The organism is Pseudomonas sp. MHK4 (assembly GCF_054600775.1).
In genome coordinates this window covers 194,557-217,073 of sequence record NZ_BAAIAK010000010.1, presented here as the reverse complement: position 1 = coordinate 217,073, position 22,517 = coordinate 194,557, and the positions used below count along the sequence as shown (strand labels likewise).

General features: G+C 61.6%; 18 protein-coding genes, 1 tRNA gene and 1 pseudogene. 12 read left to right on the top strand and 8 right to left on the bottom strand.

Annotated features, from left to right (window positions below):
* Positions 1-213: 213 nt before the first annotated feature.
* The 3 genes from ACYP2Q_RS23595 to ACYP2Q_RS23585 are packed head-to-tail and all read left to right on the top strand — an operon-like array spanning position 214 to position 3,779.
* A complete protein-coding gene (locus tag ACYP2Q_RS23595) occupies positions 214-873 on the top strand; it encodes a paraquat-inducible protein A (RefSeq protein ID WP_459732689.1) in 660 nt (219 codons plus the stop codon).
* The gene (locus tag ACYP2Q_RS23590) at positions 860-1,483 is read left to right on the top strand and encodes a paraquat-inducible protein A (RefSeq protein WP_459732688.1); all 624 of its coding nucleotides are present in this window, start codon (positions 860-862) and stop codon (positions 1,481-1,483) included. The genes ACYP2Q_RS23595 and ACYP2Q_RS23590 overlap by 14 nt, the downstream gene beginning before the upstream one ends.
* Complete coding sequence (locus ACYP2Q_RS23585; protein ID WP_459732687.1) at positions 1,476-3,779, top strand: PqiB family protein; 2,304 nt, start codon at positions 1,476-1,478, stop codon at positions 3,777-3,779. The genes ACYP2Q_RS23590 and ACYP2Q_RS23585 overlap by 8 nt, the downstream gene beginning before the upstream one ends.
* Positions 3,780-3,964: 185 nt before the next feature.
* On the opposite strand, the gene mksF is transcribed toward ACYP2Q_RS23585, so the two are convergent.
* The 3 genes from mksF to mksB are packed head-to-tail and all read right to left on the bottom strand — an operon-like array spanning position 3,965 to position 8,773.
* On the bottom strand, positions 3,965-6,805 hold the full coding sequence (gene mksF, locus ACYP2Q_RS23580) for an Mks condensin complex protein MksF (protein WP_459732686.1): 2,841 nt from the start codon (positions 6,803-6,805) through the stop codon (positions 3,965-3,967).
* Positions 6,802-7,503 carry an Mks condensin complex protein MksE gene (gene mksE / locus ACYP2Q_RS23575; RefSeq protein WP_459732685.1) on the bottom strand — a complete coding sequence of 234 codons (702 nt, stop codon included), beginning with the start codon at positions 7,501-7,503 and terminating at the stop codon, positions 6,802-6,804. Before mksE ends, mksF begins: the two co-directional genes overlap by 4 nt.
* Positions 7,493-8,773: an Mks condensin complex protein MksB gene (gene mksB, locus ACYP2Q_RS23570; RefSeq protein ID WP_459732684.1), complete on the bottom strand. Its 1,281-nt coding sequence runs from the start codon at positions 8,771-8,773 to the stop codon at positions 7,493-7,495. The genes mksE and mksB overlap by 11 nt, the downstream gene beginning before the upstream one ends.
* A gap of 220 nt (positions 8,774-8,993) precedes the next feature.
* Here mksB and ACYP2Q_RS23565 point away from each other — a divergent pair, with 220 nt between their 5' ends.
* Positions 8,994-9,734: an energy transducer TonB gene (locus ACYP2Q_RS23565; RefSeq protein WP_459732696.1), complete on the top strand. Its 741-nt coding sequence runs from the start codon at positions 8,994-8,996 to the stop codon at positions 9,732-9,734.
* Positions 9,727-10,179 carry a ribosomal protein S18-alanine N-acetyltransferase gene (gene rimI, locus ACYP2Q_RS23560; RefSeq protein WP_007978046.1) on the top strand — a complete coding sequence of 151 codons (453 nt, stop codon included), beginning with the start codon at positions 9,727-9,729 and terminating at the stop codon, positions 10,177-10,179. The genes ACYP2Q_RS23565 and rimI overlap by 8 nt, the downstream gene beginning before the upstream one ends.
* Positions 10,180-10,299: 120 nt before the next feature.
* Here rimI and ACYP2Q_RS23555 read toward each other — a convergent pair whose 3' ends face one another.
* A complete protein-coding gene (locus ACYP2Q_RS23555) occupies positions 10,300-10,704 on the bottom strand; it encodes a serine kinase/phosphatase (RefSeq protein ID WP_459732683.1) in 405 nt (134 codons plus the stop codon).
* A gap of 161 nt (positions 10,705-10,865) precedes the next feature.
* Between ACYP2Q_RS23555 and can the strand changes: the two genes are divergently transcribed.
* Positions 10,866-11,510, top strand: a complete 645-nt coding sequence (gene can / locus ACYP2Q_RS23550) for a carbonate dehydratase (protein WP_046818942.1) — start codon at positions 10,866-10,868, stop codon at positions 11,508-11,510.
* Positions 11,511-11,571: 61 nt separating this feature from the next.
* Here can and ACYP2Q_RS23545 read toward each other — a convergent pair whose 3' ends face one another.
* Both ACYP2Q_RS23545 and ACYP2Q_RS23540 read right to left on the bottom strand, forming a co-directional pair.
* The gene (locus tag ACYP2Q_RS23545) at positions 11,572-12,744 is read right to left on the bottom strand and encodes a hypothetical protein (protein WP_459732682.1); all 1,173 of its coding nucleotides are present in this window, start codon (positions 12,742-12,744) and stop codon (positions 11,572-11,574) included.
* A 187-nt stretch (positions 12,745-12,931) separates the two neighbouring features.
* Entirely contained in the window at positions 12,932-14,350 is a 1,419-nt protein-coding gene (locus ACYP2Q_RS23540) for a short-chain fatty acid transporter (RefSeq protein ID WP_459732681.1), read from the bottom strand.
* Between the two features lie 201 nt (positions 14,351-14,551).
* Between ACYP2Q_RS23540 and ACYP2Q_RS23535 the strand changes: the two genes are divergently transcribed.
* The 5 genes and pseudogenes from ACYP2Q_RS23535 (at position 14,552) to ddlA (ending at position 19,108) form a co-directional block, all read left to right on the top strand.
* A complete protein-coding gene (locus ACYP2Q_RS23535; RefSeq protein WP_459732680.1) occupies positions 14,552-15,865 on the top strand; it encodes an MFS transporter in 1,314 nt (437 codons plus the stop codon).
* 130 nt (positions 15,866-15,995) lie between these two features.
* Positions 15,996-16,724 (top strand): annotated as a pseudogene (locus ACYP2Q_RS23530) (PAS domain-containing protein); the annotation flags it as partial.
* Positions 16,704-17,312 (top strand): methyl-accepting chemotaxis protein, encoded by a 609-nt coding sequence (locus ACYP2Q_RS23525; RefSeq protein WP_459732695.1) that lies wholly within the window; start codon positions 16,704-16,706, stop codon positions 17,310-17,312. The pseudogene ACYP2Q_RS23530 and the gene ACYP2Q_RS23525, both read left to right, overlap by 21 nt.
* Positions 17,313-17,366: 54 nt before the next feature.
* On the top strand, positions 17,367-17,966 hold the full coding sequence (locus ACYP2Q_RS23520) for a flavin reductase family protein (RefSeq protein WP_459732679.1): 600 nt from the start codon (positions 17,367-17,369) through the stop codon (positions 17,964-17,966).
* Positions 17,967-18,013: 47 nt separating this feature from the next.
* Complete coding sequence (gene ddlA, locus ACYP2Q_RS23515; protein WP_459732678.1) at positions 18,014-19,108, top strand: D-alanine--D-alanine ligase; 1,095 nt, start codon at positions 18,014-18,016, stop codon at positions 19,106-19,108.
* Positions 19,109-19,159: 51 nt separating this feature from the next.
* Here ddlA and ggt read toward each other — a convergent pair whose 3' ends face one another.
* Positions 19,160-20,992, bottom strand: coding sequence for a gamma-glutamyltransferase (gene ggt / locus ACYP2Q_RS23510; protein ID WP_459732677.1), 1,833 nt, complete (start codon positions 20,990-20,992; stop codon positions 19,160-19,162).
* A 152-nt stretch (positions 20,993-21,144) separates the two neighbouring features.
* On the opposite strand from ggt, the gene ACYP2Q_RS23505 reads away from it, so the two are divergent.
* Positions 21,145-22,254 carry a DUF2817 domain-containing protein gene (locus ACYP2Q_RS23505; protein WP_459732676.1) on the top strand — a complete coding sequence of 370 codons (1,110 nt, stop codon included), beginning with the start codon at positions 21,145-21,147 and terminating at the stop codon, positions 22,252-22,254.
* Between the two features lie 175 nt (positions 22,255-22,429).
* Here the strand turns inward: ACYP2Q_RS23505 and ACYP2Q_RS23500 are convergent.
* Positions 22,430-22,506: transfer RNA gene (locus ACYP2Q_RS23500), tRNA-Met, on the bottom strand.
* Positions 22,507-22,517: the final 11 nt, after the last annotated feature.

Here is a 22,517-nt window from a genome sequence, read left to right as displayed (position 1 = left end):
CTCAGAAGTGAAACGATGCATCGCCGATGGTAGTGTGGGGTTTCCCCATGTGAGAGTAGGTCATCGTCAAGATTAAATTCCAAAACCCCTATCTGCGCATGCAGGTAGGGGTTTTGTTTTTGTCCGCGAGAAAGACTCGTGCACAAATTGGCACAGTTATTTTTGATTCATGGCACTAGAATAGGCCCAACTTTTTCGGAGTCAGAGCTTCATATGCCAGATCCGGTTGACACCTCAAAGCTGTCAGAATTACCGCTGAGCAATTTGGTGGCATGCCATGAGTGCGACTTGCTGTTGCGCAAGCCAGAGCTCGACCATGGCGAGAAAGCCCTGTGCCCGCGATGTGGTTACGAGCTCTACGCCCATCGATACAACGTCGTGCAGCGTAGTCTCGCCCTGGTGATTGCGGCACTGCTGTTGTATATCCCGGCGAACTTTTTACCCATCATGCAACTCAATCTGCTCGGGCAATCGTCGCAAGACACCGTCTGGAGCGGGGTTGTTGCGCTGTTCGATACAGGCATGCAAAGCGTTTCAGTCATTGTGTTCCTGTGCAGCATGGCCATTCCGCTGCTCAAGCTGCTCTGCCAACTGGTGGTGTTGCTGAGTATCCGTTTTGACGTCGGACGTAGCTACGGCTTGCTGCTCTACCGGATTTACCACCATTTGCGGGACTGGGGGATGCTCGAGGTTTACCTCATGGGCGTACTGGTCGCGATCGTCAAGCTGGCAGATATGGCAGCAATGACCATCGGCCTTGGCCTCGCATGTTTCATTGGATTGTTGTTGGTTCAGGTCTTGCTGGAGGTCGTGATGTCTCCCCACCAGATCTGGCAGGCTTTATCAGGAGAGGATGCCCATGCGGGCGATTGATGCAGGCATTCTGATTTGCGCCGAATGCCATGAATTGAACAAGCAGGAAGCTGATACCGACGAACAGGTCTGCACTCGCTGTGGCGCGCTGGTGCATGCCCGCCGCCCGAACAGTGTGGCGCGGACCTGGGCGTTGCTGATCACCGCCGCCATTCTTTACATACCGGCCAATCTGCTGCCGATCATGACCGTGAGTTCCCTGGGCAAGGGTGATCCGAGCACCATCATGTCCGGCGTGATCGAACTGGTTCAGCACGGCATGATTCCCATCGCCGCGGTGGTGTTTATCGCCAGTATCATGGTGCCCACGTTCAAACTGGTGGGTATCGCCCTGCTGCTGTTCTCCGTGCAGCGCCACCAGCCACTCTCGGCCCGCCAGCGTATATGGATGTACCGCTTTATCGAGTTCATCGGCCGCTGGTCAATGCTCGATATCTTTGTGATCGCCATCCTGGTGGCGCTCGTGAATTTTGGACGGCTTGCCACCATCGAAGCCAATCTTGGCGCCATCGCGTTCGCCAGCGTGGTGATTCTGACGATGCTTGCCGCAGTAACTTTCGATCCCCGACTGATTTGGGATAACACGGAGTCGGACGACGACCATGACTGATTTGCCTGTAGCGAAAACCCGACCGGCCTCGAACTGGTCTGCCATCTGGATTCTGCCCCTGATCGCCTTGATCATCGGCGGTTGGCTTGGCTGGCGTGCCTACAACGAAACCGGTATCGAGATCCAGGTACGTTTCGAAAGCGGTGAAGGCATCCAGGCCAACAAGACCGAAGTCGTCTACAAAGGCATGTCGGTCGGCAAGGTGAAGACCCTCAAGCTTGATGATGAAGGCAGCTCCAAAGGTGTGATCGCGACCGTCGAGATGAACAAGGACGTGGAGCAATACCTGCGCACCAGCACGCGCTTCTGGCTGGTCAAGCCGAGCGTGACGCTGGCCGGTATCACCGGACTGGAGACGCTGGTTTCGGGTAACTATGTCGCAGTCAGCCCGGGCGAGGGCGAGCCTACCCGCAAGTTCAAGGCCCTGGCCGAGGAGCCGCCGCTGTCCGACGCGCAGCCAGGCCTGCACCTGACGATCAAGGCGGATCGCCTGGGTTCGCTGAACCGTGGCAGCCCGGTGTTCTACAAGCAGATCAAGGTCGGGCAGATCAAAAGCTACGTGCTCTCCGAAGACCAGAGTACGGTCGAACTCAAGGTCTTCATCGAGCCGACCTACGCCAAGCTGGTGCGCAAACACACACGCTTCTGGAACGCCAGCGGCATCAGCATCGATGCCAACCTGTCCGGTGTAAAAGTACGCAGTGAGTCCCTGGCCAGTATCGTCGCTGGCGGTATTGCGTTTGCCACGCCTGAAAACCGCAAGGACAGCCCGCCGACCGATCCGAGCCTGCCGTTCCGTCTTTATGAAGATTTCGACGCGGCAGCGGCCGGGATCAAGGTCAAGGTCAAGCTGACTGACTTCGAAGGCTTGCAGGCTGGCCGCACGCCGGTGATGTACAAAGGCATTCAGGTCGGCACCCTCAAGGCGCTCAAGGTCGATCCCGATTTGTCCGGTGCCAGCGCCGAGTTGACGCTGGACCCGCTCGCCGAGGATTACCTGGTCGATGGCACGCAGTTCTGGGTGGTCAAGCCGTCGATCTCCCTGGCGGGCATCACCGGCCTTGAAGCATTGGTCAAGGGTAACTACATCGCCGTGCGCCCAGGAGACAAAGGCGCCGCGCCGCAACGCGAGTTTGTCGCACGGCCGAAAGCGCCGCCGCTGGATTTGCGTGCACCGGGCCTGCATCTGGTGTTGTTCACCGATAACCTCGGCTCGCTGGAAGTGGGCAGCCCGATACTTTACAAGCAGGTCAAGGTGGGCTCGGTCCAGAGTTATCAGTTTTCGCGCAAAAAGAAACAGCTGGTGATTGGCGTCCATATCGAGAAGGAATACGAAGACCTGGTCAACGCTTCCACGCGGTTCTGGAACGCCAGTGGCATCACGTTGACTGGCGGTCTGACCGGCGGGATCCAGGTCAAGAGCGAATCGTTGCAAAGCCTGATGGCCGGCGGCATCGCCTTTGAAACACCGGAAGCCAAGGCTCCGTTGCAGAAGCGCATCCCGCGTTTCCGCCTGTTCGCCAGTCATGAACTGGCCAACCAGAAAGGCGCGATGATCACGATCAAGGTCGACCGGGCCGATGGCCTGCGTACCGGCACTCCGATCCGCTTCAAGGGTTTGGATGTCGGCAAGATCGAAGACGTTGACCTGAGTGACGATCTGCAGTCGGTGCTGCTGACTGCACGGATCGATGAAGTCCCGGAGCGCATCGCTCGCGTCGGCAGTCAGTTCTGGGTGGTCAAGCCTGAGCTTGGGTTGATCAAGACCTCGAACCTGGAAACGTTGGTTACCGGGCAATATATCGAGGTGCAGCCAGCAGCGAAGAACCTGGGGCCGCAGAAGAACTTCGTGGCGCTGGCCAGTCCGCCGGAAACCACCAAGCAGGAAGCTGGTTTAAGCCTGGTGTTGAGCGCCCCTCGCCGTGGCTCGCTCAAAGTTGGGGTGCCGGTGACCTATCGCGAAATCACCGTGGGCAAGGTCACGGGTTACGAGTTGGGGCAGACGGCGGATCGCGTGCTCATCCGCATCCTGATCGAGCCGAAATACGCGCCATTGGTGCGCAGTGGCACGCGTTTCTGGAACACCAGCGGTTTTGATTTCGATGTCGGCCTGTTCAGAGGGGCGACGGTGCGCACCGAGTCGCTGGAGACGATGATTCAGGGCGGTGTTGCCTTCGCTACGCCAGACGGCGAGCGTATGGGCAACCCGGCGCGGCCCGAGCAGACGTTTGCGTTGTTCGACAAGTTCGAAGAGGAATGGCTGACCTGGGCGCCGAAGATCCCGCTCGGCAAGTAACAGGAAGTACTTGGGCGTCAGTGATGACGCCATCGCCAGCAGGCTGGCTCCCACAATGAATTTATATATACAGGTCCAATGTGGGAGCCAGCCTGCTGGCGATGAGGCCCTGAAGCGCACTGAAAGAACCACAAAAAAGGCCGCGATCCAATGGAGCGCGGCCTTTTTCGTCTCTAACGGTTCAACTAAACCGCATCCAGCTCCGGCTCATCCGCTTCGACATTCACCGGCGCCTTCACCGGTTCGTGACGACGGATGTACTTCCAGTCCTCTTCGTCGATGTAGATGCCCGCCGGGCCGCTGCCGCCTTCCAGGTCGATGGCGACACTGGCGCAGACCTGTGGCTTCACACTGGCCAGGATCGGCACGAAGCCCAGTTGCAGGCTGGTTTCCAGCAGTGCTGCCTGGTTCTTCTCGTCAATGTCCGCCGCCTCGTCGAGGTAGTACGGCAAGCGCACACGCCCGGCCAGGTCACGGTCCATCAAGTGCAGCAACAAATACATGTTGGTCAACGCCTTGATGGTCATGGTGGTGCCGTTGGACGCGGCGCCGTCGATGTCGGTGTGGATCACCGGCGATCCGTTGACCTTGGTGATCTCGAACGCCAGTTCGAACAAGTCCTTGAGGCCGAGCTGGTTGTGGTTCGCCGCCACCAGCCGCGCCAGGTATTCCTTGGCCTCTTCGTTCTTGTTGTCCTGCTCGGCGCTCTGGCTGAGGTCGAAGACCGACAGGGTCTCGCCTTCTTCGTACTGGCCGGCGCTGTGGATGATCTGGTCGATGTGCTTGAGCGCTTCCTTGTTCGGTGCCAGCACGATGCGGAAACTCTGCAGGTTGGACACCTGGCGCTTGTTGATCTCGCGGTTGAACAATGCCAGCTGGTGCTCGAGGCTGTCGTAGTCACTACGGATGTTACGCAGGGTCCGGGCGATGTCGGTTACGGCCGCGCGACGGGCCTTGCCCAGAGTCAGGGCTTCGTCGGTGCGGTGCGCGTACGCGTTGATCAGCAGTGACAGGCGACGTTCCATATCGTCTTCGCTGTCGAACTTGGCCACGCCCTTGAGGCGTACCTGGGCATACAGCGCCTCGATCTGGCCATCGGCGCGCAGCAGGCCCTGCCAGCTGTCCTGATAGTCGTTGAGCAGTGGCAGCAGGTTGTCCATCGAATCGTCGACCGGATCCATGAACGGCGTGCCGAACGGCAGATCTGCCGGCAACAACTGACGGCGGCGCAGGGCGTCGTCGAGGGTGCGTTGCTTGGCTTCCATGTCACCGATCTGGCGGCCAACCAGTTGCAACTTGGCCGACAGTTGCTGGACACGTTCGGTGAAGGCATCGCTGGAACGCTTCAATTCGTCTTGGGCGGCCTCCATCTGCGCCAGCTGTTCGAGCTTGTCGCCTTCTTCGGCGCTCAGGGTTTGCGCGCGACGGAAGTCTTCCAGCGCTTTCTGCGCATCCAGCACTTGTTGGTACAGCGCTTCGGTCTGGGTCTTGCTCGCGGCGCGGTCGGCGGCCACGGCTTGCTGGGTTTTCAGTTGCTTGAGTTCTTTGTCCAGGCGCTCTTTCTGGTCGCGCAGCGCCGCGCGGTCAGCCAGGGCCTGCAACGCCGGCGGTTCGATGTGCGAGATGTCGATGGACAGGCCTGGCACCTCGAAACGCTCGCCTTTAAAGCCGTCGAGGATCAGTTCGACGGATTTCACCCAGTCGCCATTCTCGTCCAGGCTGATGCCGTGTTCGCCCAGCGGCAGACTGAACAGCGCGCTGTTGAACAGGCGCATCAGGCGTTCGACGTCTTGCTGCGAAAACTCCTCGCGCAGGCGGGCGTAGCTGTTGTTGTCGGCGTGGTCGAGTTGCTGCTTGACCGACTTCAGGCGTTTTTCCAGGTCGCGCAGGCGTTCTTCCAGGTCCTCGGCGCTGAACTGCCGCGATTGCGCCAGGGCGCCTGCCAGCTCGTCGTGGGCGTCCTTGGCCGCGAGCAGTTGTTGCTCTAGCACCTTGACGTCATCGATCAGCGCGAAGCGATGCTTGAGCACCGACAGCTCGCCGAGCCAGCGCTGGATGCCGGTGATTTCCCGCTCCAGGCGCATCAGTTCCTGGGTGCCACCCCGTTGATCGTTCTGCAGGGCGTCCTGCTCGTGGCGATAGTGCTCGGCCTGGAGGGTCAGCTCTTCCTTGCGGGCACTGGCGTAGTCCGACCAGGTGCCGAGCAGGGAGTCGAGCAGCGGCGAGATCCGGTGCAGCTTGCCGCGCAGGATGTCGCGCTGCTTCACGCCGTTGGCCAGGGCTTCGACCAATGGGCCGGCGGCCACCAGCGAGTGGTAGTCCTGTTCCATGCGTCGCACATCGCGGAAGGCTTCTTCGCACGCGGCGATGTAATCGACGCTACCGGAGCGCAAGCTGTGCTCGAAGGCATCGAGAAATAGCTGCTTGAGCTTGGCCGCGGTGATTTCACGCATGTGCAGCAGGTTGATGAACAGGGCGCGGAAGGTCTTCAGGCTTTGTTCGCTGGTGGAACGCAGCGGGATGAGAGTCAGGTCCAACGGGATCGAGGTGTGTCCACCGACCAGCAAGCGCCGCAGTTCATCGGGCTTGAGTTCGTAGGCTTTGAGGCCTTCGCGCTCCAGGTTGCTGAACAGCTCCTTCTGGCGCAGGCAGGTGTCGTTTTTCTGGTAGTGCGCCAGGTCCAGCTGGCCGGCATAGGCGAAGAACTGGTGACCGAAGCCGCCACCCGGGCCGCGTCCGACCACGCCGATGACGTGAGGACCGTGGGGCAGGTTCACTTCGACGAGGATGTAGCTGGTGTCCGAGGCAAAGTAGAAGCGCCGGGACTGCTCCAGGCTGTACTTGCCGAAGCTCATGTCCGACATGCGCGCCAGGATCGGAAACTGCAGGGCGTTGATCGAAGCGGATTTACCGAGGTTGTTCGCGCCGTAGACCGACAGTGGCTCTTCCAGCGGAAACAGGCCAAGGCTGTAGCCGGCGGTGTTCAAAAGGGCAAAGCGGCGGATGCCGTAGCGTTCCTTGCTCATGCGTCGAGCTCCTGTTCTTCGGCGATGGCGCGGGCCAGGGCGTCTTCTTCGCTTTCCTCCGCAAATTCCGCGAGGTCAAGCGGGTCGTCGGTCTGCAGCAGTTTTTCGTCGCTGTCGTCGTCGATCAGCACCGGGACCGGCAGCGGCAATACGCTGTGCAGGCTGGCCGCCAGGTCACGGTCCTGCTGCACCGACAGGCACACATCGAGGAAGCGGTGCATCGGCGGCAGGAAGCGGTACACGCCGTTTTCTTCGCCGGCGAAGCCGAGCTGGGTCATGCGTCGCATGATCTTTTCTTCCAGCTCGTCCTGGGTCTGCACTTCGGCCTGGATGAACAGGTCGCGGTACTTTTCCAGCAGCGATGGCAGTTCATCGCGGCCGAGGCTGCCACCGTCGAGCACGGCGATCGGGTCGCGGCCCTGGTCGGCCAGGTGCTCGACGAGGATGAAGGTGAACAGCGCCAGGCGCTGGGCGGTCTTGTTCACCGCCGCGGCTGCCAGGTCCGGCACGAAGTAGTAGAAACCACGGGTGTCGCAGACCAGTTCAAAACCCAGGGCCTTGAACAGCGTGCGGTACTGGTCCTGGAAGTTCGACAGCTGTGCGTACAGCTCCGGATCGCGGCGGCTGACGTGGTAACCCTTGAACAGCTCGCGAAAGATCGGTGCCAGCTGGGACAGTTCGGAAAGATCAAGATGCATAAGGAGTGCTCGCAGAATTCTCGGCGGCGGCGTCGTCGCCGACCGAGAGCAGGGCGAAGGAGCGCAGGCTGACCTGATGCTCGTGAGTATGGTAATCGCGGCGTTCCAGGCGTTCGCGCTTGAAGCGTTTTTCCCGGGACAGGCGCGAGAACCAGTACAGCAATTCGTCGGTGGCGCCGTCCGGTTCCTGCTCCAGCAGCCAGGTCATCAGGTCCGGCATCGGCAGGGCGTCTGCGCAGCGTTCGAGCATTTCGCGAACCGTGCGTGGCGCGCGCGGGGCTTCGCCTTTCTGGGTCTTGTGGGCCTTGGGGAACCGCGCCGGTTTCGGTTCGAAGCGGGCCAGGGCGTACACGTAGGCCTCGACTTGGCTGGCGCTGCCGAGGAAAGTGCTTTGCGGCCGTGTGAACAGTGGCATGGCCGCCTGCGGCACGGCATCGATGCCTTTGCGACGAATGGCCGCCAGGGCCAGTGCCGCGCCACGGGTGACGGCGTTGTGGCGACGCGCTTCTTCACGCAGCGGCAGCAACAGTTCGCGCGCGTGACGCAGGGTCAACTGGGCGCTGGTCTGCATTTCGAGGATGCGCGCGTGGGTGCGCAGCAGCATGTCGTCGTCGACCAGATGGCCGAGGCGTTGCTGCTCGGAGAGCATCTTCAGCAGTACCGTTTCGACCTTGCGCACGCCTTGTTCGAAGGCGCCGTCGGCGTTCACCAGATCGATCATCGGCTCGACGTATTCGTCCCAGGTCGCCAGCACTTCGGCGTAACGCTGGCGCAACGGAATCTGTCGGTCGCTGGTTTTTGCCCTTTCGGCGACGGCCACCAGTGCCTGTTCGTCGTTATCGAGCTTTTTCAGTACATCGCGAACCCGCATGTCGAGCAGGCGCAACTGACGCGCCAGGTCGTTGCCGTCGCGGATGTCGAAGGCGTCCTGGATGTAACCGGCCAGGCGCTCGAGATGGCGCAGGTAGGCTTCGATTTCCAGGCACAGGCCCAAACGGTGTTCACGGCGCAGGTAGGCGAGGAAGTCGTGAATTTGCGCATTAAGCTCGAAACGGTTCGGGCTTTTCGCCACGGGAACCAGGATATCGAGGCGAATCCACACGTCCAGCAGGCTGGTGATGTCCTGGGGCGTACTGTCGAGTTGCTGGGCGGCCAGTTGCGTGCGCAATTCGTTGAGGCTCAGGGTGCCTTGGTCGAAATGCTCACACAGTGGCTCCAGAAGTGCCCAATGTTCAGCGAGGGCGCGCAAGACGCGCTTGGGTTCGATCATCGGAATGGCCAGCTGGTTGGCGATTAAAAGCCGCGATTGTACTGCATCGAGGGCGTATCGATTCACTCTCGGGACGGGCTGTTACTTTTTCTATCGGTAAAGTCTGTCGATCAACAGCGGGCGATCTTCAGCGAAGGGCGGTAGAATCGGCGCACTTTAGTTATCCACAAGTGGCCGACCTTTGCTTATCGAGTCCCGTCGTCGCGCTTATTTGAACGCCATGCAGGTGGTCAACTGGCTGCCGCGCACCGAATTGCCCTTTGCCGCCCCGTCGCGGCCCGAGCTGCTGGAGCCGCCACAGGTGCTGGACGTTGCTCCCGTGGCGCCAGCACCGGTGGTCGAAGCGCCCGCTACGCCTGCGGTAAAACCGGCCGAGAGGGTGAAGGTCGAGGTGCCGCGGCCATCGCTGGCGAGCACGCGGACCGGCGCTACACCTGCGGCCGAGCCTGCGCCGGTGGTCGTCAGGGTCGCGCCGGTGCCGCCACCGCGCTTTGCCCTGCAACTACTGAGAGCCGGCCGCTGCCTGCTGCTGGTGGAGTTACCCACAGGCGAATCGTTCCAGGCCCGCGACCCCGCTTACCTGCTGCTCAAGGACATGCTGCGCGCCGCCGGACTCCCGGACAGCCCGCAGATCGTCGGCGAGCCGGTACGCTGGCCGCTGCTGGTGCGCGGGACAATGGATCAGGGCCCGGAGGCGGCCCGTGACTTTGTCCAGGGTTTCCTCTCGGTGCGCATGGAGGAGGCGCCATGCGCCTGCCTCTGGCTGATCGGCCTGCCCGCGGTGCGATTTGCCGGTGAGGCGGACGCTGATGCGTTCAACAGAGAACTGCAGATCGAAGGTCTGGGCTCGGCCTGGGCGGTGCCGGGCCTGGAATTGTTAATGGAAGAGCCACAGCGCAAGGCCGCCGTGTGGCAAGCCATGCGTCGGCTGATGGCGCGCTGGAAAGAATCGAATGAGTGATGCCGTATCGTTCCGCCCGATGACCGAGGCGGACCTGGAAACTGTTCTGAAGATCGAATACGCGGCTTACAGCCATCCCTGGACACGCGGGATTTTTCTCGATGGCCTGGGCAAGTACCAGATCTGGTTGATGTTCGAAGGCCAGCAGCAGGTGGGCCATGGGGTGGTGCAGATCATTCTTGATGAGGCGCATCTGCTCAACATCACCGTCAAGCCGGAAAATCAGGGCCGCGGCCTGGGTTTGACGTTGCTGGAGCATTTGATGTCGATCGCCTACAAGGCTGACGCCCGGGAGTGCTTCCTGGAAGTGCGTGACAGCAATACCGCGGCGTTCAAGTTGTATGAGCGTTATGGCTTCAACGAGATCGGCCGGCGACGGGATTACTACCCGGCGGTGGGCGGGCGCGAAGATGCGGTGGTGATGGCCTGCACCCTCGTCGATTGATACAAATCCCCCTGTAGGAGCTGCCGAAGGCTCGGGCCGCGTTCGGACGATCTTTTGATCTTGTTTTTCAAGAAGCAAAATCAAAAGATCGCAGCCTGCGGCAGCTCCTACAGGGACCGATCAGCGTTTGCGGTCCAGCGGATCGCGTTGCGCCATCTCCGCCTCATCCAGCCCATTGCCCCCACCAATGTCGTCTTCATCGACAATGCTCAAGTCCCAATCGGCCTGATCACCTTCACCCGTTTCCTGGCCGTCCCGGGCACCGTCCTCACGAATAAGTGTTTCCGGGCTCATGTCGTCATCGGTGGGTTCATGGTCATCGGTCGATGCGCCCGTGATGCCGGCTTCACGCACGCGTTCTTCGGGCATCAGGTTCTCGCGCTCCCTTTGCGGCAATTCATCGCCGATTTTTGCGCTGGGTTCTTCCGCGTCGAAATCTAGTTCATGCACCGAGCCCATGCGGTCTTCGTTATCATCGATGGGTTCCGGTTGCACCGCATCGTACGGACGTCGTGAATCAGTCATGGCGATTCCTCATACTGGTAGCCTTACTAGGGTGGACCCACCGGGATCCAGAGAATTCAACCGGCATGGAGCGCCATGAGCAGCGAGCATCTGCATATCGCGCGTGACCCCGACGGGCGGTTGTCTGTCAAAGCAGCGCACCATTACCGAGGCTTCATTGCATGAACGAATTACAAGATCTGATTGATAACAACGAGCGCTGGGCCGACGCGATCACCAAAGAAGATCCTGACTTCTTCGCCAAGCTGGCTCGTCAACAAACCCCGGAGTACCTGTGGATCGGCTGTTCCGATGCGCGGGTGCCGGCCAACGAGATCGTCGGCATGCTGCCGGGCGATCTGTTCGTACACCGCAACGTGGCCAACGTTGTGCTGCACACTGACCTCAACTGCCTGTCGGTGATCCAGTACGCTGTGGACGTGCTCAAGGTCAAACACATCCTCGTGACCGGTCACTATGGTTGCGGCGGCGTGCGCGCCTCGATGCAGGATCGCCAGTTCGGCCTGATCGACGGTTGGCTGCGTTCGATTCGCGATCTCTACTACGAGAAACGCGAAGAGCTGGCCAAGCTGGCCACCGAAGAGGAGCAGGTCGACCGCCTCTGCGAACTCAACGTGATCCAGCAAGTGGCCAACGTCGCCCATACCAGCATTGTGCAAAATGCCTGGCACCGCGGGCAGAGCCTGTCGATCCATGGTTGCATCTACGGCATCAAGGACGGTCGCTGGAAAAGCCTGAACACCACCATCAGCGGTTTCGAGCAATTGCCGCCGCAGTACCGGTTGCGTCCGGTCGAGACAAAATAAAGCCCTGCGCCGACGCCGGTGTTGCAAAACACCGGGCCGTCGGCGACTGCCGTTCGTCGGGTTACAGCGGCGGCGCGGGTATCGCCGGGGCTGGCGCCGGCGCCTTGAGCAATTTGAGCTGGGCCTTGATCGATGCGCTCGCACATTTGCCCACAGCCTGTGCGGCCGTCAGCTTGCGGATCGAGGTGTAGAACAGCTCGCAGGTCTTGTCGGCCTGGGCCACTTGCCAGGTCTGGGTGCAGCTTTTCAGCTCGACGTCTGCATTGCTGTCCGACTCACGGCCCATGGCGGCCTGCCAGCAGGCAACGCTCAAATCCTGGCCCATGATTTTCAGGCCCGCGGTATCGGCCTGGCCTTGGGCATCTTTACCGGTGTAGCTGGCCGGATCGGCGGCGTACCAGATGTAGCTCGGATGGTTGGCGCCCAATACCGGCACTTTCACCCCGTCGACCGGGCTGATGGTCACCAGGCTCAGTACGTTCATGGTTGGCCCGTACTGCTGCTTGATCCAGTTACGCACCGGTGCGCCGAAGGCAACCATTGGCAAAGCCTCCCCGTTGGCGTGCTGGGTGATCTGCTTGACCATGGTGGTCTGGTAGTCCTTGAAGTAGTCGTAGACGCCTGCCAGGTCCTTGCCGGCGTTTGACGGCGCGGCAATCGGGGCGATATCGATGATCGTCTGGTAGCCCGGTGTCTGCTCGGCCGGGATGCCATTGACGGTCAGCAGCGTGGCCCAGCGATCCGAGGTAGCCGATTTCAGATAGTCCTGGGCCTGGGTCAGCGAATAATCGGGCGGAAAGTGCAGCAGTTCGACACTTTTGCGGTTCTCCAGGGCCATGCCCAGCGGCAGGAAAAAATACCAGCTGTAGCCCCACTTGCCGTCGGCATTCAGTTTGCTGGCGCCGTTGTAGGCCAGGTCGCCGGCGTCCAGCAGTGCTGCCAAGGGCTTTTCATAGCCGTTGGGGACGCCCGTGATCTCGGCATGCAGCTGACCGTTATCGGTTTTCACCAGGACCTTCGCCGCGTCATAGCCATCGCGCTGCACGCTTTGAGTCAGGTAATGCTCGACGGTCTGCTCCAGCGTCCAGTTGCGAAAACAGATCACGTTGCAGTTGTTGGGGTAGGCGAAGAGGCGGGTAACGCGTTCGGTACTGCCCAGTTTCAGGGCAACGTCGGCGTGGGCAGCGGTACTCAGGGTGAGGGCCGCGAGGGTGAGTCCTGCGAGTTTAAGCATGCTCAGATCCTTTTCAGCGGGGTCGCGATACCAAGATGCACGTCATACTGGATCAACACAATGATGCACAAAAGTAGACTTCAAGCATTTTTTAGCGTGCGATCCAGTCCGCAACCAGTGTTTGCGGGCTGGTGTGAGGTGAGGCAATGACAAGGCGATTGCCTCACCTGTATCTATAGCCGATTCCTTACGGCATCACCGGCGGCATGTACGCCAATGTGGTCCCCAGTGCCCACAGCAACAGCAATACCAGCGGTGTGTGCACCAGCAACTGCACGAACGAGAATCCGATCAAGTCCCGCGCCTTCAATCCCAGCACGCCCAGCAGCGGCAGCATGTAGAACGGGTTGATCAGGTTGGGCAGCGCTTCTGCGGCGTTGTAGATCTGCACGGCCCAGCCCAGGTGGTAGTTCAGGTCGTTGGCCACTTGCATCACATACGGCGCTTCGATGATCCACTTGCCGCCGCCGGACGGAATGAAGAATCCCAGGATCGCCGAGTACACGCCCATCAGCAGGGCATAGGTATCGTGGGAGGCAATGCTGACGAAGAAGGTCGAAATGTGGTGGGCCAGGGTCTGCGCATCGGCGCCCTTGACCGTGGTCATCAGCGCGGCGATCGAACCGTACAGAGGGAACTGGATCAGCACGCCGGTGGTGGTCGGCACCGCACGGGACACCGCATCGAGGAAGCTGCGCGGGCGCCAGTGCAAAAGGGCACCGAGCATGATGAACAGGAAGTTGTAGGTGTTCAGGCCGGAGATCGCGCTGATGGCCGGTTTAGTGGAAAACTCGTGGAACAGCCATCCAGCCGCCAGCAGCACCAACAGGATGGTCAGCAGCGGGCTGTGTTCCAGCCATTCGCCGGGACGGGTGCGCGGTTGCAGCGGTGGCAGGTTGAAACTCGGGTCGACGCCGCAGGCCTTGGCGTCTCGCGCCGTGTTCGGGCCGGGGGCGGTGGCGTAGGCGATGATCAGCGAGATGACGATCAAGGCCAGCAACATGACGCCCGATTGCCAGAGAAAGATCGTCTGAGTGAAAGGAATCACCCCGGTGATCGACAGAATCGACGGCGGCAGGCTGGCCGGGTTGGCTTGCAACTGCGCAGCCGACGAAGACAGGCCCAGGGCCCACACCGCGCCCAACCCCAGATACGCCGCCGCACCTGCGGCGCGGTAGTCCATCTTCAGGTCCGTACGGCGCGCCAGCGCACGCACCAGCAGGCCGCCGAACACCAGCGACAGACCCCAGTTGAGCAGCGATGCGATCATGGAGATCAGCGCCACCCAGGCCACGGCGGAGCGACCGTTCTTCGGCAACTTCGCCAGGCGGTCGATCAGCTTCACCGCCGGTGGAGAACTGGCCACCACATAACCGCCTATCACCACGAACGCCATTTGCATGGTGAACGGGATCAGGCTCCAGAAACCGTCACCAAAGGCCATGGCCGCGTCAGTAGGCTTGGCGCCCATGGCCAGGGTGGCCACGGCGACGATGATCACCGCCAGGGCGGCAAACACCCAGGAGTCGGGGAACCAGCGTTCGGCAAAACTTGAACAGCGCAGGGCAAAGCGGGCGGAGCGGCTATCTTCGATATCAGCGGCCACGGGACTACCTCGAATTTTTATGTTTGTTGTGGTCTTCGGGACAGCAAAGGCCCCTCTGGACAGACGCCAACATTAATTCAAGCGCATGTTTTTTGCGGCGCTGTTTTTGCGGCTATGGGACTTTGGTCTAACGGGTTGTCCGAAGGCGCGTTTGCGTAGACCATGGGCGCCTTGGTTTTTGCCTGTGCCAGAGTTCTTTTCATGACTGCCAATACCGATCCTCGTCCGCTGCCGTTCAGCCGCTCGGACTACAAGACCCTGGGGCTCGCAGCCCTCGGCGGCGCGCTGGAAATCTACGATTTCATCATCTTCGTATTTTTCGCCCTGACCTTGAGCCAGCTGTTTTTCCCGCCGGAAATGCCTGAGTGGCTGCGGTTGCTGCAAAGCTTCGGCATCTTCGTCACCGGGTACCTCGCACGGCCCCTGGGCGGGATCCTGATGGCGCATTTCGCCGACAGCCTGGGCCGCAAGAAGGTGTTCAGCCTGAGCATCCTGCTGATGGCGCTGCCGTGCCTGCTGATCGGGATCATGCCGACCTACGCGCAGATCGGCTATTTCGCGCCGCTGTTGCTGTTGGCCCTGCGCGTGCTCCAGGGCGCGGCGGTGGGTGGCGAAGTGCCGAGCGCCTGGGTATTCGTGGCCGAACACGCGCCGGCCGGCCATCGCGGCTACGCCCTGGGCTGCCTCCAGGCGGGGCTGACCTTCGGTTATTTGCTCGGCGCCCTGACGGCAACGTTCCTGGCGCAGGCCTTCACCCCGGCTGAAATCCTCGATCACGCCTGGCGTTATCCCTTCCTGCTGGGTGGGGTGTTTGGCGTGATTGGCGTCTGGCTGCGCCGCTGGCTCAGCGAAACCCCGGTGTTCATGGCCATGCAGGCGCGTCGCGAGGCGGCCGTCGAGTTGCCGCTGCGGGCGGTCCTGCGCGAACATCGCCTGGCCCTGCTGCCAGCGATGATCCTCACCTGCGTGCTGACGTCGGCGGTGGTGGTGTTCGTGGTCATCACCCCGACCATGATGCAGAAAACCTTCGGCATGACCGCCAGCCACACCTTTGCCCTGAGCGCGCTGGGCATCGTTTTCCTGAACATCGGCTGCGTGCTCGCCGGTTTGCTCGTCGACCGCATCGGCGCCTGGCGCACCGTGATGCTCTATAGCCTGCTGTTGCCACTGGGCATCGGCGTGCTCTATGCCTGCCTGATCAGCGGCGGCAGCTGGGTGGGCCTCGCTTATGCGGTGGCCGGGCTGAGTTGCGGGGTGGTGGGCGCGGTGCCTTCGGTGATGGTCAGCCTGTTCCCGGCGCGGATTCGCGTCTCGGGTATTTCCTTCACCTACAACATTGCCTACGCGGCCTGGGCGAGCATCACGCCCTTGCTGTTGATCGGCTTGATGCCGTGGAGTCCGTGGATCTGCGTGATTTTCTGCGCGGTGATGGGCGCGGTGGGCGTGGGAAGCGCGGCGTATTTCGGCACGCGGATGCCGAGAGTCGCCGGTTGTCCGGCCGCCGGCGCGGCGTGACAGGCAGGGAGTGACTGGCGCGGCGTCATTATATTTGTAGGACAATACTGACGCGCTCTTCAGAAAATACCCGCAAGGCCGATGGCTAGGCTGCAAGTCGCTCTCCATCCCAGCCCATCGGTGCATCCCCATGTTCAATAAACGCTTGAAGCAAGAGCTGTCGGCTCTTCGCGAAGAACTCTCCAGCCTTCAGCAAGTCAAGGAAAGCCTGGAAAGCGAGATGCTGGTGCTGACCCTCGATATCGATGGGCGGGTGCAGTCGGTCAACCAGAATTTCCTCGGCGAGATGCACTACAAGAGCAACGAACTGATCGGCCGGTACATCGAAGAGATCGTTCCGGATCATGTAAAAAACGACGAATTCCAGCTGCGTTTCAAGACCGCGCTCGGCCGTGGCGAGCACTTTGCCGGGGCCGTGCGCCTGTTGCGCGGCACTGGCCAGGAAGCCTGGTTGCGTTCGATCGTGCAGCCAGTGCGCTCGGCAGATGGCCGGATCAAACATTTCTCGATTTTCTCCAGCGACCTGACGCGCACCATCGAGGGCTCCCGCGAGCACGAAAACCTGATCGGTGCGCTGGTGCGCTCGACGGCGGTGATCGAGTTCGACCTGGGCGGCAACGTGCTGTCCGCCAACGACCGCTTTCTCAGCGGCATGGGCTACAGCCTGGCGCAGATCAAAGGCAAGCATCACCGCACCTTTTGCTTTGCGGAGGAGTACAACAGCGCCGAGTACCAGAACTTCTGGCGCCGCCTGAACGCCGGCGAGTTCGTGGCTGCCCGTTTTAAACGCATCGATAGTCACGGTCGTACGGTCTGGCTGGAGGCTTCCTACAACCCGGTGACGGATGCCAACAACAAGCTCTACAAGGTGGTGAAGTTCGCCACGGTGATCACCGATCAGGTCAACCAGGAGCAGGCCGTGGCCGAAGCAGCCAACATTGCCTACGGCACCTCGCAGCTAACCGACCAGAGCGCCCAGCGCGGCAACGCCGTGGTGACGCAGGCGGTGGATGTGATGCGCGACCTGGCCAGGCATATGCAAACCGCTGTCGATGGCATCGAAGCCTTGAATGAGCAATCGCTGGTGATCGGCAGTATCGTCAAGACCATCAGCGGGATTGCCGAACAGACCAACCTGCTGGCGCTCAACGCCGCCATCGAAGCGGCCCGAGCCGGTGAGCAAGGCCGGGGTTTCGCGGTGGTGGCGGACGAGGTTCGGCAACTGGCCTCGCGTACCAGCCAGGCCACGGATGAAATTGTCCTGGTGGTGCGGCAAAACCAGGACATGGCCCGCAACGCCGTGGCCCTGATGGCCGACGGCAAGCTCCAGGCGGAACAGGGCCTGGCGCTGGCGGCGGAGGCGGGCACGGTGATTGTCGAGATCCAGGACGGGGCGCAGAAAGTGGTCAATGCAGTGGGGCAGTTTGCCAATCAGTTGGCGTCCTGACTGTAGGGTTTTTATCCAGCTACAATCGGCTTTTTCCCTCAGGAGCTGACACCCATGAGCGCTTCCCATCGCCGTCCGGTCCCGTTGCCCAAGGCGTATCGCCTGCTCAATCACGGGCCGACCGTGCTGGTCAGCGCGGCCCATGGCGGACAGCGCAATATCATGGCGGCAGCCTGGGCGATGCCGCTGGATTTCGAACCGCCAAAAATCGCCGTGGTCCTGGACAAGTCCACCTGGACCCGCCAGCTGCTGGAAGCCTCGGCCACTTTCGTGCTGAACGTTCCCTGTGCGGCTCAGGCCGATATCGTGCAGACCGTCGGCTCGACCTCCGGCCTGGAGCTGAGCCGGGAGCAGGGGCGCGACAAGTTCCAGGTCTATGGCCTGCCGACCTTCGACGCTGAGTTGATCGATGCACCGATGCTCGACGGCTGTGTCGCCTGGCTGGAATGCCGGCTGTTGCCGGAACCCGGCAATCATCAGCAATACGATCTGTTCCTGGCCGAAGTGATTGCCGCCCAGGCCGATGAACGCGTGTTCAGTGACGGCCGCTGGCATTTCGAGGGCCAGGACGCGTTGCGCACCTTGCACCACGTCGCTGGCGGGCATTTCCTGACCATTGGCGAGCCGCTGGACGGCAAGACCTTGCAGCCGTAACGTGGCGGCTATCCGAGTTGCAAGCACATCCAACATGGGGTCAGGCAATGAGTAAACTGCGTGTGGGCGTTATTTTTGGCGGGCGGTCGACCGAGCACGAGGTGTCGCTGCAGTCGGCAAAAAACATTGTCGATGCACTGGATCGTTCGCGCTTCGAGCCGGTACTGATCGGCATCGACAAGCAAGGCCACTGGCACCTCAACGATCCCTCGAATTTCCTGCTGAACCAGGAAAACCCGGCCCTGATCGCGCTCAATCAATCCAATCGCGAATTGGCCGTGGTTCCAGGCAAGGCCCGCCAGCAGCTGGTGGAAACCGCCGGTCCCGAGTTGTTGGGCCATGTCGATGTGATCTTCCCGATCGTCCACGGCACCCTGGGCGAAGATGGTTGCCTGCAGGGCTTGCTGCGCATGGCCGACCTGCCGTTTGTCGGCTCCGACGTGCTGGGGTCGGCGGTCTGCATGGACAAGGACATCAGCAAGCGCCTGTTACGTGATGCCGGCCTGGCCGTCGCGCCGTTCGTCACCCTGAACCGCGCCAGCGCCGCGCGCACGGGTTTTGCCGAAGTCAGTGGCAAGCTCGGCCTGCCACTATTCGTCAAGCCGGCCAACCAAGGGTCTTCCGTCGGTGTGAGCAAAGTGACCGACGAAGCCGAATACGAGGCGGCAGTCGAGCTGGCATTGAGCTTCGATGAAAAAGTGCTGGTCGAGTCGGCGATCAAGGGGCGCGAGATCGAGTGCGCGGTCCTTGGCAACGAAGAGGCCATCGCCAGCGGCTGTGGCGAGATCGTAGTGCACAGCGGGTTTTACTCTTACGACAGCAAGTACATCGACGAAAAGGCTGCGCAGGTGGTGGTTCCGGCCCAGATCAGCGTCGAAGCCAGCGAGCGCATTCGCGCCATGGCCGTCGAGGCGTTCCAGGTGCTGGGCTGCTCCGGGCTGGCGCGTGTCGATGTCTTCTTGACCGAGAGCGGCGAAGTCCTGATCAACGAAATCAATTCGCTACCGGGGTTCACCCGCATCAGCATGTACCCGAAACTGTGGCAGGCCGCCGGCATGACCTACAGCGAACTGGTCACGCGCCTCATCGACCTGGCGCTGGCGAAACACCAGGCTCGGCAGGCGTTGAAAATCAGTCGTTGAGTGAAATGGGCCAGCCTACACCCAGGCAGGCCCCTTCACGCTGCAGGCGACTCAATCCCCCAGCGCTTCCCCTTCACGCCGAGGATCGGCGCCGCCGGCCAGCGACGCCTTCCCCTGTGCATCCTTGACCCGGACAATCGCCTGGGTGCCGCTCGTCATGTCGATTTCATTGACGGTGTGACCCTTGTCCTTGAGTGCCTGGATCAGTGTGGCGCTGAACTGGCCGTTCTCCAGTTCAGTCGGGCCATTTCGGCTGCCGAAGTTGGGCAGGTTGATCGCCGCTTGCGGATCAAGCTGCCAGTCGAGCAGGCCGATGGTGGATTTGGCCACGTACTCGATGATCTGCGAACCACCGGGCGATCCGATGCTGGCGAGGAACTCACCGCTGTGGCGGTCGAAGATCAAGGTCGGGGCCATGGAAGAGCGCGGACGCTTGCCGGGTTCGACGCGGTTGGCGACTTTCTGTCCGTTCTCCTCGGGAATGAACGAGAAGTCGGTCATCTCGTTGTTGAGCAGGAAACCCTGGACCATCAGGTGCGAGCCGAAAGCGGATTCGATGGTGGTGGTCATGGACACCGCGCCGCCTGCGTCATCGACCGCCACCACTTGCGAGGTGGAAATGCGCAGGGGCGAGCGATCTGGCGCGTAAGCGACCTGGATGCCCGGTGGCGTGCCCGGCTTCACCGTGCCCATGCTGCGCTCGCCGACCAGCGCAGCCCGGCTGGCCAGGTACTCCGGGTCGATCAGGCCCTTGACGGGCACTGGCACGAAGTCCGAGTCGGCCACGTACTGCGCACGATCGGCATAGGCCAGGCGCTCGGCTTCGCTGATCAGGTGCACGGCCTCGGCGGGCGGTTCGAAGCCGGCGGTGGTGCCGGTTTTTACCGGCTTCAGCGGCGCCAGGGCCCAGCGCTTGTCGCGCGTCTCCAGGGCCTGCAGGGTGCCGAGGATCTGCGCCATGGCGATCCCGCCCGACGACGGTGGCGGCATGCCACAGACTTGCCAGCGCTTATAGTCGGTGCACAAAGGGGCGCGTTCCTTGGCGCTGTAGTTCGCCAGGTCGCTCAGCGACAGGGTGCCAGGGTTGGCGTGGCCCTGGACCTTGGCCACGATCTCTTGCGCAACGGGCCCTTTGTACAAGGCGTCCGGCCCTTCTTTGGCGATGCGGCGCAATACGGCGGCCAAGGGTGGATTTTTCAACAGGGTGCCGCTGGCTTTCGGGCTGCCATCGGCATTGAGGAAATAGGCTGACATCTGCGCAGAGCGCCTCAGGGACGAGTCCGCGGCGATCAGTCGGTGCAGGCGGGGCGAAATGGCAAAACCTTGCTCCGCGAGGGCGATGGCCGGTTCGAACAGCTGCGCCCATGGCAGGCGACCGTGTTTTTGATGGGCCAGTTCAAGGGCTCGCAAGACCCCCGGGGTGCCCACCGAGCGCCCGCCAATCACTGCCTGGGTGAACGTCATCGGTTGGCCATCGGCCTGCAGGAAGAGTTTCTCGGTGGCGCCGGCCGGTGCGGTTTCGCGCCCGTCGTAGGTACGCACGGATTGGCCATCCCAGAGCACGATCAACGCGCCGCCGCCTATCCCTGAGGACTGCGGCTCGACCAGCGTCAGCACCGCTTGCATCGCAATGGCAGCGTCGATGGCCGAGCCGCCGCGACGCAGCATCTCCCTTCCGGCTTCGGCCGCCAACGGGTTGGCGGCGGCCGCCATGTGCCGGGAGGCGTACCGGGTCTGCAGGTCGGTGCGATAACCGGAGGCGCTTTCCGGTGCAGACGGCAACGTCGGGGCGGATGCGTGGTGGCAGGCGCCAAGGGTCAGGGCGGTGGTGATCAGCGCGAGGGCGGACAGGCGAACGCGACTCGAGTGGGAGGCAAAGAACATGGGTACTCCGTCCGTGGGAGAAATGTACCGGGGACTGTATCGGCCACCTCGCGGTGACGCAAACCAGGCTCCGTGCTTGCGCTTCATCAATCGACGGATTTTCGGTAGGGTCGTGTTCAGCGATCACGCCACAAGACCCACAAGAGGCAGCCATGCACAGCGAGTTTCCAACCCAGCCAAGCTACCGTTCCCAGCGCGAACAATTCCTGGCGGCGGCAACCGCGGCCGGCGCGACGCTGAGCGAGTACACCCATCCACTCAAGGGGCCTTCAGGCGAAGCCTTGGCTACCGATGTGGCGGTGCTCGGCGATCCTGGCGCCAAACGCCTGCTGATCGCGCTGAGCGGCACTCACGGGGTCGAGGGCTTCTATGGCTCGGGTTGCCAGATCAAGTGGCTGCAGGAGCTCGGCAAGCGCTCATTGCCGGCCGATGTCGCGGTGGTGATGATTCATGCGATCAATCCCTGGGGCATGGCGTGGCTGCGCCGGGTCAATGAAGACAACATCGACCTGAACCGCAATCAGCTGGATTTCGAACGTGCGTTGCCGGACAACCAGGCCTATGACGCCCTGCATGAGATTTACGCTTGCACCGAGTTGCGCGGGCCCGAGCGTGACCGCGCCGATGCCTTGCTCGAGGAGCAGATCCACCTGCATGGCTGGCCCGCGGTCATGTCGATTGTCGAAGGTGGTCAGCATGGGCATGCGGATGGGCTGTTCTACGGCGGGGTTGCCCCGAGCTGGTCGAACCGAACGTTGCAGCAGATCCTGCAAAACCATGTGGCCCATGCTGAAGTCGCCCTGTGTTTCGACCTGCACACCGGCGCCGGGGAGTACGGTCATCCGATGTTGCTGACGATCACCCAGGGGCCGTATCCGGCACTGGCCGATGCGCAGGCGATTTATGGCCCATGGCTCTACACCCTGCACACCGGTGCCGACACCCTGAGCGAAACCGGAGTGGCGGCGACGGCCACCGGCTACACCTCGCAAGCCTTGATCGAGGCGCTACCGCAGGTGCGGTTGATGCCCTTCGTCATCGAGTGCGGGACTTATCCGGGACCGGACGTTCATCGACATCTGCGTGATGACCACTGGCTGCATCTGCACGGTGATGTCCACGATGGGGTAGGGCGCGAGATCAAATTGAACCTGCTTGAACAGTTCTATCCCGCCGACAGCGATTGGCAGGCCATGGTCTGGTTGCGCACCTGGCAGATCTGGGAGCGGGCGCTGTCGGCGCTACCGACGGTTCGTTGCTGATGATGATGTAGGAGCGAGCTTGCTCGCGATGGTCGTCAACGATGACGCGTGCTGACTGACTAAACACGGTGCCCTCGAGTCCATCGCGAGCAAGCTCGCTCCTACAATAATGGCGCAGCCATTTTCTTGAGGCAAAAAAAAACGGCCTACCTTTCGGTAAGCCGTTTTTAGCACTTGGTGGCTACACAGGGACTTGAACCCCGGACCCCAGCATTATGAATGCTATGCTCTAACCAACTGAGCTATGTAGCCAAGATGGCGCG

Coding starts and splice junctions, on each gene's coding strand:
- rimI (WP_007978046.1), top strand. CDS start 9,727: ATGAGTGATGCCGTATCGTTCCGCCCGATGACCGAGGCGGACCTGGAA.
- mksB (WP_459732684.1), bottom strand. CDS start 8,773: ATGATCGAACCCAAGCGCGTCTTGCGCGCCCTCGCTGAACATTGGGCA.
- ACYP2Q_RS23595 (WP_459732689.1), top strand. CDS start 214: ATGCCAGATCCGGTTGACACCTCAAAGCTGTCAGAATTACCGCTGAGC.
- ACYP2Q_RS23555 (WP_459732683.1), bottom strand. CDS start 10,704: ATGACTGATTCACGACGTCCGTACGATGCGGTGCAACCGGAACCCATC.
- ACYP2Q_RS23535 (WP_459732680.1), top strand. CDS start 14,552: ATGACTGCCAATACCGATCCTCGTCCGCTGCCGTTCAGCCGCTCGGAC.
- ACYP2Q_RS23565 (WP_459732696.1), top strand. CDS start 8,994: ATGCAGGTGGTCAACTGGCTGCCGCGCACCGAATTGCCCTTTGCCGCC.
- ACYP2Q_RS23545 (WP_459732682.1), bottom strand. CDS start 12,744: ATGCTTAAACTCGCAGGACTCACCCTCGCGGCCCTCACCCTGAGTACC.
- ACYP2Q_RS23585 (WP_459732687.1), top strand. CDS start 1,476: ATGACTGATTTGCCTGTAGCGAAAACCCGACCGGCCTCGAACTGGTCT.
- ddlA (WP_459732678.1), top strand. CDS start 18,014: ATGAGTAAACTGCGTGTGGGCGTTATTTTTGGCGGGCGGTCGACCGAG.
- can (WP_046818942.1), top strand. CDS start 10,866: ATGAACGAATTACAAGATCTGATTGATAACAACGAGCGCTGGGCCGAC.
- ACYP2Q_RS23520 (WP_459732679.1), top strand. CDS start 17,367: ATGAGCGCTTCCCATCGCCGTCCGGTCCCGTTGCCCAAGGCGTATCGC.
- ACYP2Q_RS23590 (WP_459732688.1), top strand. CDS start 860: ATGCGGGCGATTGATGCAGGCATTCTGATTTGCGCCGAATGCCATGAA.
- mksE (WP_459732685.1), bottom strand. CDS start 7,503: ATGCATCTTGATCTTTCCGAACTGTCCCAGCTGGCACCGATCTTTCGC.
- ACYP2Q_RS23505 (WP_459732676.1), top strand. CDS start 21,145: ATGCACAGCGAGTTTCCAACCCAGCCAAGCTACCGTTCCCAGCGCGAA.
- ggt (WP_459732677.1), bottom strand. CDS start 20,992: ATGTTCTTTGCCTCCCACTCGAGTCGCGTTCGCCTGTCCGCCCTCGCG.
- mksF (WP_459732686.1), bottom strand. CDS start 6,805: ATGAGCAAGGAACGCTACGGCATCCGCCGCTTTGCCCTTTTGAACACC.